8 protein-coding genes and 1 pseudogene are annotated in these 9,153 nt (G+C 42.7%); all 9 read left to right on the top strand.

Annotation, left to right across the window (positions count from 1 at the left end; all coding sequences use genetic code 11):
- A pseudogene (locus RAC86_RS30390) lies at positions 1-96 on the top strand (CtsR family transcriptional regulator); the annotation flags it as partial.
- Between the two features lie 13 nt (positions 97-109).
- On the top strand, positions 110-667 hold the full coding sequence (mcsA, locus tag RAC86_RS30385) for a protein-arginine kinase activator protein McsA (RefSeq protein ID WP_015252993.1): 558 nt from the start codon (positions 110-112) through the stop codon (positions 665-667).
- Positions 667-1,758 (top strand): protein-arginine kinase McsB, encoded by a 1,092-nt coding sequence (mcsB, locus tag RAC86_RS30380; RefSeq protein ID WP_003235007.1) that lies wholly within the window; start codon positions 667-669, stop codon positions 1,756-1,758. The genes mcsA and mcsB overlap by 1 nt, the downstream gene beginning before the upstream one ends.
- Positions 1,755-4,187 carry an ATP-dependent protease ATP-binding subunit ClpC gene (clpC, locus tag RAC86_RS30375; protein ID WP_014475592.1) on the top strand — a complete coding sequence of 811 codons (2,433 nt, stop codon included), beginning with the start codon at positions 1,755-1,757 and terminating at the stop codon, positions 4,185-4,187. Before mcsB ends, clpC begins: the two co-directional genes overlap by 4 nt.
- Before the next feature lie 91 nt (positions 4,188-4,278).
- Positions 4,279-5,655, top strand: a complete 1,377-nt coding sequence (gene radA, locus RAC86_RS30370; protein WP_029727024.1) for a DNA repair protein RadA — start codon at positions 4,279-4,281, stop codon at positions 5,653-5,655.
- 3 nt (positions 5,656-5,658) lie between these two features.
- Positions 5,659-6,741: a DNA integrity scanning diadenylate cyclase DisA gene (gene disA, locus RAC86_RS30365; RefSeq protein WP_003225736.1), complete on the top strand. Its 1,083-nt coding sequence runs from the start codon at positions 5,659-5,661 to the stop codon at positions 6,739-6,741.
- Between the two features lie 115 nt (positions 6,742-6,856).
- Positions 6,857-7,957 (top strand): PIN/TRAM domain-containing protein, encoded by a 1,101-nt coding sequence (locus RAC86_RS30360; protein WP_003235014.1) that lies wholly within the window; start codon positions 6,857-6,859, stop codon positions 7,955-7,957.
- Positions 7,958-7,971: 14 nt separating this feature from the next.
- Positions 7,972-8,670 carry a 2-C-methyl-D-erythritol 4-phosphate cytidylyltransferase gene (ispD, locus tag RAC86_RS30355; protein WP_003235019.1) on the top strand — a complete coding sequence of 233 codons (699 nt, stop codon included), beginning with the start codon at positions 7,972-7,974 and terminating at the stop codon, positions 8,668-8,670.
- Complete coding sequence (gene ispF / locus RAC86_RS30350; RefSeq protein ID WP_014475594.1) at positions 8,663-9,139, top strand: 2-C-methyl-D-erythritol 2,4-cyclodiphosphate synthase; 477 nt, start codon at positions 8,663-8,665, stop codon at positions 9,137-9,139. The genes ispD and ispF overlap by 8 nt, the downstream gene beginning before the upstream one ends.
- Positions 9,140-9,153 lie beyond the last annotated feature (14 nt).

Below are 9,153 nucleotides of genomic sequence, written 5' to 3'. Positions count from 1 at the left end.
ATGGACCGCTCAGTTTTACACATTGACTTGCCTGAACGTGATGAATTAAGAGCGAGAATGATGAAGGCAATGCTGACTTCTTTAAAATTAAAATAAGCGGGTGAAAAGATTGATTTGTCAAGAGTGCCACGAGAGACCAGCCACTTTTCACTTTACAAAGGTTGTTAACGGAGAAAAAATAGAAGTTCATATTTGTGAACAATGTGCCAAAGAAAATAGTGATTCATATGGTATAAGTGCAAACCAGGGTTTCTCTATTCATAATTTACTTTCGGGTTTACTGAACATGGATTCTTCATTTCAAAATGCAGGAACTCAAATGTTCAGTCACTCGGAGCAAATATCTGCTTGTCCGAAATGCGGAATGACTTTTCAGCAATTCAGAAAAATTGGCCGTTTTGGATGTTCTGAATGTTACAAAACATTTCATAGCAACATTACACCAATCCTACGTAAAGTGCACAGCGGAAACACTGTGCATGCAGGTAAGATACCGAAACGAATAGGCGGCAATCTTCATGTCAGACGGCAGATTGATATGCTAAAAAAGGAATTAGAATCCTTAATCCATCAAGAAGAATTTGAAAATGCAGCTCATGTAAGAGATCAAATTCGTTCATTAGAACAATCACTCAAAAGTACAGATAGTGAGGAGGAACAGGAGTAATGTCGCTAAAGCATTTTATTCAGGACGCACTAAGCAGTTGGATGAAGCAGAAAGGACCTGAAAGTGACATTGTACTCAGCAGCCGCATACGTTTAGCAAGGAACTTTGAGCATATTCGGTTCCCTACGCGGTATTCCAATGAAGAAGCCTCATCCATCATACAGCAATTTGAAGATCAGTTTTCAGAGCAAGAAATTCCCGGAATCGGCAAATTTGTTTTGATTAGAATGAATGATGCACAGCCTTTAGAAAAGCGTGTACTTGTTGAAAAACATCTAATCAGTCCTAATCTGACAGAGTCTCCTTTTGGCGGCTGTTTGCTTTCTGAAAATGAGGAAGTAAGCGTCATGCTAAATGAAGAGGACCATATTAGAATTCAGTGTCTTTTCCCTGGATTTCAGCTTTTAGAAGCAATGAAAGCCGCAAACCAGGTCGACGACTGGATTGAAGAAAAAGTTGATTATGCATTCAATGAGCAAAGAGGATACTTAACCAGCTGTCCTACAAACGTAGGTACAGGTTTAAGGGCTTCGGTCATGATGCATCTGCCGGCACTGGTTTTAACTAGGCAAATAAATCGAATTATACCGGCAATTAATCAATTAGGCTTAGTTGTTAGAGGAATTTATGGGGAAGGCAGCGAAGCAGTAGGGAATATCTTTCAAATTTCAAATCAGATCACGCTTGGTAAGTCAGAGCAGGATATTGTAGAGGATCTTAACAGTGTTGCTGCTCAGTTGATTGAACAAGAACGATCTGCCCGAGAAGCGATTTATCAAACTTCTAAAATCGAACTTGAGGATCGGGTATATCGGTCTTATGGGGTCTTGTCTAATTGCCGGATGATAGAATCGAAAGAAACTGCAAAGTGCCTTTCAGATGTTCGGTTAGGCATAGACCTAGGCATTATAAAAGGACTTTCAAGCAACATACTTAACGAACTTATGATTTTGACGCAGCCAGGATTTTTACAGCAATACTCGGGAGGCGCTTTGCGTCCGAACGAAAGGGACATTCGAAGAGCGGCTCTCATCAGAGAACGGCTTCACTTAGAAATGAATGGGAAACGACAGGAGGATGAATCGATATGATGTTTGGAAGATTTACAGAACGAGCTCAAAAAGTACTGGCGCTAGCACAGGAAGAAGCACTTCGGTTAGGTCATAATAACATTGGCACTGAGCATATTTTATTAGGACTGGTAAGAGAAGGAGAGGGCATTGCTGCTAAAGCTCTTCAAGCGCTTGGACTCGGTTCAGATAAAATTCAGAAAGAAGTAGAAAGTTTGATCGGGCGCGGGCAGGAAATGTCTCAAACGATTCATTATACTCCTAGAGCTAAAAAAGTCATTGAGCTTTCAATGGATGAGGCAAGAAAACTCGGTCATTCTTATGTTGGAACAGAACATATTCTTCTTGGACTGATTCGTGAAGGAGAAGGTGTTGCTGCGAGAGTTTTGAATAATCTCGGTGTCAGCTTAAATAAAGCAAGACAGCAGGTGCTCCAGCTTCTAGGAAGTAATGAAACAGGATCATCAGCGGCAGGAACAAACAGCAATGCGAATACGCCTACGCTTGACAGCTTGGCAAGAGATTTAACTGCTATTGCGAAGGAAGACAGCCTTGACCCTGTAATCGGCAGAAGCAAGGAGATCCAGCGTGTCATTGAAGTGTTAAGCCGCAGAACGAAAAACAACCCTGTTCTCATTGGGGAACCAGGTGTAGGTAAAACTGCTATCGCAGAAGGTTTGGCACAGCAAATTATCAATAATGAAGTACCCGAAATTTTGCGTGATAAACGTGTGATGACATTAGACATGGGAACAGTTGTTGCCGGCACAAAATACCGCGGAGAATTTGAGGATCGCCTGAAGAAGGTCATGGATGAAATTCGCCAGGCAGGAAATATCATTCTATTCATCGATGAGCTCCATACATTAATCGGGGCAGGCGGAGCAGAAGGTGCTATTGATGCATCTAATATTTTAAAACCTTCACTTGCTCGCGGCGAACTCCAATGTATTGGTGCAACGACTCTTGATGAGTACCGTAAATATATTGAAAAAGATGCAGCACTGGAACGCCGTTTTCAGCCGATTCAGGTTGATCAGCCATCTGTAGATGAAAGTATTCAAATTTTACAAGGTCTGCGTGACAGATACGAAGCCCACCACCGCGTTTCTATCACTGATGATGCCATTGAAGCTGCGGTTAAGCTTTCTGACAGATATATTTCTGACCGCTTCCTTCCGGATAAAGCAATTGACTTGATCGATGAAGCAGGTTCAAAGGTGAGACTGCGCTCATTTACAACGCCTCCTAACTTAAAAGAGCTTGAGCAGAAGCTTGATGAGGTTCGTAAAGAGAAGGATGCGGCAGTGCAAAGCCAAGAGTTTGAAAAAGCTGCTTCCTTGCGTGATACTGAACAACGCCTGCGCGAGCAAGTAGAGGATACGAAGAAATCATGGAAAGAGAAGCAAGGGCAGGAAAACTCAGAGGTTACTGTGGATGATATTGCGATGGTTGTATCCAGCTGGACCGGTGTGCCTGTATCTAAAATCGCCCAAACTGAAACTGATAAGCTTCTCAATATGGAAAACATTCTTCATTCCCGCGTCATCGGCCAGGATGAGGCAGTTGTAGCTGTTGCAAAAGCCGTCAGACGTGCGAGAGCAGGGTTGAAAGATCCTAAACGCCCAATCGGCTCATTCATTTTCTTAGGCCCTACAGGTGTAGGTAAAACAGAACTTGCACGAGCACTTGCTGAATCCATTTTTGGCGATGAAGAATCCATGATCAGAATTGACATGTCTGAATACATGGAAAAACACTCAACTTCAAGACTTGTTGGTTCACCTCCGGGATATGTGGGATATGATGAAGGCGGTCAATTGACAGAGAAAGTCAGAAGAAAACCTTACTCTGTCGTGCTTCTTGATGAGATCGAGAAAGCGCACCCTGATGTCTTCAATATCCTTCTGCAAGTTCTTGAAGACGGGCGATTGACTGATTCTAAAGGACGCACAGTCGATTTCCGCAATACCATTCTGATCATGACATCAAACGTCGGAGCAAGTGAGCTGAAACGCAATAAATATGTCGGCTTTAACGTTCAGGATGAAACTCAAAATCATAAAGACATGAAAGATAAAGTGATGGGTGAATTGAAACGAGCGTTCAGACCTGAGTTCATCAACCGTATTGATGAAATCATTGTCTTCCATTCACTTGAGAAAAAACATCTTACTGAAATTGTGTCATTAATGTCTGATCAATTAACGAAACGCCTGAAAGAACAAGATCTTTCTATCGAATTGACAGATGCTGCAAAAGCGAAAGTCGCGGAAGAGGGCGTTGACCTGGAATACGGTGCCCGTCCGTTAAGAAGAGCGATCCAAAAACATGTCGAGGATCGTTTATCTGAAGAACTCCTCAGAGGAAATATTCATAAAGGACAGCATATTGTTCTTGATGTAGAAGATGGCGAATTTGTCGTAAAAACGACTGCTAAAACGAATTAATATAGAAGACGGAAATGAGGCATACAGCATGTAAGTGTATGCCTCACTTTCATATCAAGAAATAGAACAAGGGAGAGGTCTTACACTATATATGGCTAAAACAAAATCGAAATTCATCTGCCAATCCTGCGGCTACGAGTCTCCAAAATGGATGGGGAAATGTCCGGGCTGCGGTGCTTGGAATACAATGGTGGAAGAAATGATTAAAAAAGCACCGGCCAATCGGAGAGCGGCTTTTTCTCATTCTGTTCAAACTGTACAGAAACCTTCACCTATTACATCAATCGAAACATCAGAAGAACCCCGCGTCAAAACCCAGCTTGGCGAGTTTAACAGAGTACTCGGCGGAGGTGTCGTTAAAGGCTCCCTCGTTTTAATTGGCGGTGATCCTGGTATCGGAAAGTCAACGCTATTACTGCAGGTTTCCGCTCAATTATCAGGCTCATCAAACAGTGTCCTGTATATTTCGGGAGAAGAATCTGTAAAGCAAACGAAGCTGCGAGCAGACCGTCTCGGCATTAATAATCCGTCACTGCATGTTTTATCTGAAACCGATATGGAGTATATTTCGTCTGCTATACAAGAGATGAATCCAGCGTTTGTCGTTGTTGACTCTATTCAAACGGTTTACCAAAGCGATATTACATCGGCTCCAGGCAGTGTGTCACAGGTCAGAGAATGTACCGCTGAGCTGATGAAAATTGCAAAAACAAAAGGTATTCCGATTTTTATCGTAGGGCACGTAACGAAAGAAGGGTCTATTGCAGGTCCAAGACTGTTGGAGCATATGGTTGACACTGTTTTATATTTTGAAGGAGAACGCCACCATACTTTCCGTATTTTGCGGGCTGTAAAAAACCGTTTCGGATCTACAAACGAAATGGGCATTTTCGAAATGCGGGAAGAGGGGCTCACTGAGGTTTTGAATCCTTCGGAAATTTTCTTAGAAGAACGCTCTGCTGGTTCCGCAGGCTCGAGTATCACTGCCTCTATGGAGGGCACTAGACCGATTCTCGTTGAAATTCAGGCGCTCATCTCGCCAACAAGCTTTGGCAACCCAAGGCGTATGGCAACGGGAATAGACCATAACAGGGTCTCTCTGTTAATGGCTGTGTTAGAAAAAAGAGTTGGACTGCTGCTGCAAAATCAGGATGCTTATTTGAAAGTGGCTGGCGGCGTTAAGCTTGATGAACCGGCAATTGATCTTGCCATTGCGATTAGTATCGCATCAAGCTTTAGAGACACACCTCCAAATCCTGCAGATTGTTTTATTGGAGAAGTGGGATTAACCGGAGAAGTCCGGCGGGTTTCAAGAATTGAACAGCGTGTGAAAGAAGCGGCAAAGCTTGGTTTTAAACGCATGATCATACCCGCGGCAAATCTGGATGGATGGACAAAACCAAAAGGGATTGAGGTTATCGGAGTAGCAAATATTGCAGAAGCGCTTCGTACTTCATTAGGAGGATAATAGATGGAAAAAGAGAAAAAAGGGGCGAAACACGAGTTAGACCTGTCATCTATATTGCAGTTTGTTGCTCCGGGTACACCGCTCAGAGCGGGGATGGAAAACGTCTTGAGAGCAAATACAGGCGGTCTGATTGTTGTTGGATATAATGATAAAGTAAAAGAAGTGGTGGACGGCGGCTTTCACATAAACACGGCTTTTTCTCCGGCGCATTTATATGAGCTGGCTAAAATGGATGGAGCGATCATTTTAAGTGATTCTGGTCAAAAGATCCTCTACGCGAATACTCAGCTGATGCCGGATGCCACAATTTCTTCATCAGAAACAGGAATGCGGCACAGAACTGCCGAAAGAGTAGCTAAGCAAACTGGCTGTCTTGTAATCGCTATTTCTGAAAGAAGAAATGTCATAACGTTATATCAGGAAAACATGAAGTATACACTAAAAGACATAGGATTTATTTTAACCAAGGCGAACCAAGCCATTCAAACACTTGAAAAATATAAGACAATCCTCGATAAAACGATTAATGCACTGAACGCGTTAGAGTTTGAGGAACTTGTTACCTTCAGTGATGTCTTGTCTGTCATGCATCGTTATGAAATGGTACTGAGAATCAAAAACGAAATTAATATGTATATCAAAGAGCTGGGGACAGAAGGGCATCTGATCAAACTGCAAGTCATTGAATTGATTACGGATATGGAAGAAGAGGCCGCTTTATTTATTAAGGACTATGTAAAAGAAAAGATTAAAGATCCGTTTGTTCTCTTGAAGGAGCTGCAGGATATGTCCAGTTATGATCTGCTGGATGATTCCATTGTGTATAAGCTTCTCGGTTACCCTGCTTCTACTAATCTTGATGATTATGTATTGCCGAGAGGATACAGGCTGTTAAATAAGATACCGCGTCTTCCGATGCCGATTGTTGAAAATGTTGTAGAAGCATTTGGAGTCCTGCCAAGGATTATTGAGGCGAGTGCAGAAGAATTAGATGAAGTAGAGGGAATCGGTGAAGTACGAGCCCAAAAAATCAAAAAAGGATTAAAACGCCTGCAAGAGAAGCATTATTTAGACAGACAACTGTGATTTCGGTTAAAACCTTATGAATACGGGTATATTAATGTTGGTTTTTGTTTATTCTGATATTCGTAGGATGCATAAGACTTTGTGAAATTAAAATGTTAAAAAAGGAGGTGGGGGTATGTTAAAACGAATAGTTCAGGCGTTCTTCATTATTTTTGGCGGCGTTGTTGGTATATTTTTGATACCTGAATTGTTTGTACTGTTAAATATACAGGACATACCTTTAATAACAAACGCATATACGTCTGCGGCAATAGGAGCAATTATCTTTTTTCTCATCAGTATATGGGGTACAGAATACGTTGTGAACTGGGTGAAGTGGATAGAGGATTCATTGTTAAAAGCGCCGGTTCCAGATTTGTTATTTGGAAGTCTTGGCTTAGTTTTTGGACTTATAATTGCTTATCTTATCGTAAATGTTATTCCTTTAGACAATATACCTTACCGCATATTCAGCACAATAATTCCTGTATTTTTGGCTTTCTTCCTCGGTTATCTCGGCTTCCAGGTGGGCTTTAAGAAAAAGGATGAATTGATCAGCCTGTTTTCCATTTCCGCCAGAATGCAAAAGAAAAAAGGAACAGCTGATGAAGAACATGAGGTTCAAGACAAGAAGCTGAAAATTTTGGACACTAGTGTTATTATTGATGGGAGAATAGCAGATATTTGTCAGACTGGTTTTTTAGAGGGAGTTATCGTGATTCCGCAGTTTGTCCTTGAGGAATTGCAGCATATTGCAGACTCTTCAGATGTTTTAAAACGAAACAGAGGACGCCGCGGTCTTGATATCCTGAACCGCATTCAGAAAGAATTAGACATTGAAGTTGAAATTTACGAAGGCGACTTTGAAGATATTCAGGAGGTTGACAGCAAGCTCGTCAAACTTGCTAAGCTGACATCCGGGGTCGTTGTGACGAATGATTTTAATTTAAATAAAGTGTGCGAGCTTCAGAAGGTAGCAGTATTAAACATTAATGACCTTGCCAATGCGGTCAAGCCTGTTGTGCTTCCTGGCGAGGAAATGAATGTTCAGGTCATTAAGGACGGGAAAGAGCATAATCAGGGAGTTGCCTACTTGGATGACGGTACGATGATTGTCGTTGAAGAAGGACGGAATTATATCGGCAAGCATATTGATGTACTCGTCACAAGTGTGCTGCAGACAGCAGCGGGACGAATGATTTTTGCGAAGCCTAAGCTGTTGGAGAAGGCGCTGTAAAGGGAGAAAAAACAATGAGTTATGATGTGGTGATTCCTGCAGCCGGACAGGGAAAGCGGATGAAGGCAGGGAGAAATAAACTGTTCATTGAGCTGAAGGGAGACCCGGTGATCATACACACGTTAAGAGTGTTTGACAGTCACCGGCAGTGCGATAAAATCATTTTGGTGATTAACGAGCAGGAGCGGGAGCACTTTCAGCAATTGCTGTCCGATTACCCGTTTCAAACTTCAATTGAGCTTGTTGCAGGCGGAGATGAGCGTCAGCACAGTGTGTATAAGGGGCTGAAAGCCGTAAAGCAGGAAAAGATTGTCCTTGTACATGACGGTGCCCGCCCATTTATAAAACATGAACAAATTGACGAACTGATCGCAGAGGCGGAACAGACAGGAGCGGCCATCCTTGCTGTTCCGGTAAAAGATACGATTAAACGCGTTCAAGATTTACAAGTCAGTGAGACGATTGAACGTTCAAGCTTGTGGGCTGTCCAAACGCCACAAGCTTTTCGTCTTTCTTTATTGATGAAGGCTCACGCTGAGGCCGAGCGCAAGGGATTTTTAGGGACGGATGACGCCAGCCTCGTTGAACAGATGGAGGGCGGTTCGGTCCGTGTTGTAGAAGGCAGCTATACAAATATTAAGCTGACGACGCCAGACGATTTGACGTCAGCTGAAGCTATCATGGAATCAGAAAGTGGGAATAAACATGTTTAGAATTGGACAAGGATTTGATGTGCATCAATTAGTGGAGGGCCGTCCTCTCATTATTGGCGGAATTGAAATCCCGTACGAAAAAGGGCTGCTTGGCCATTCTGATGCAGACGTATTGCTGCATACTGTCGCTGACGCCTGCCTGGGAGCTGTGGGTGAAGGAGACATCGGCAAGCATTTTCCTGACACAGATCCCGAGTTCAAGGACGCAGATTCTTTCAAATTACTTCAGCATGTCTGGGGAATCGTGAAACAGAAGGGGTATGTCCTTGGGAACATTGATTGCACCATCATAGCGCAAAAGCCGAAGATGCTGCCGTACATAGAAGATATGAGAAAAAGAATTGCTGAAGGCCTTGAGGCAGAAGTTTCTCAAGTAAATGTAAAAGCAACAACGACAGAAAAGCTTGGATTTACAGGCCGGGCGGAAGGAATAGCGGCTCAGGCGACAGTACTGATACAAAAAGGCTAACTTGTTTTGATGCC

The organism is Bacillus sp. LR_5, from assembly GCF_042709275.1.
The sequence above is the reverse complement of the archived record's forward strand: the minus strand, read 5'-3'. Positions and strand labels throughout refer to the sequence as shown.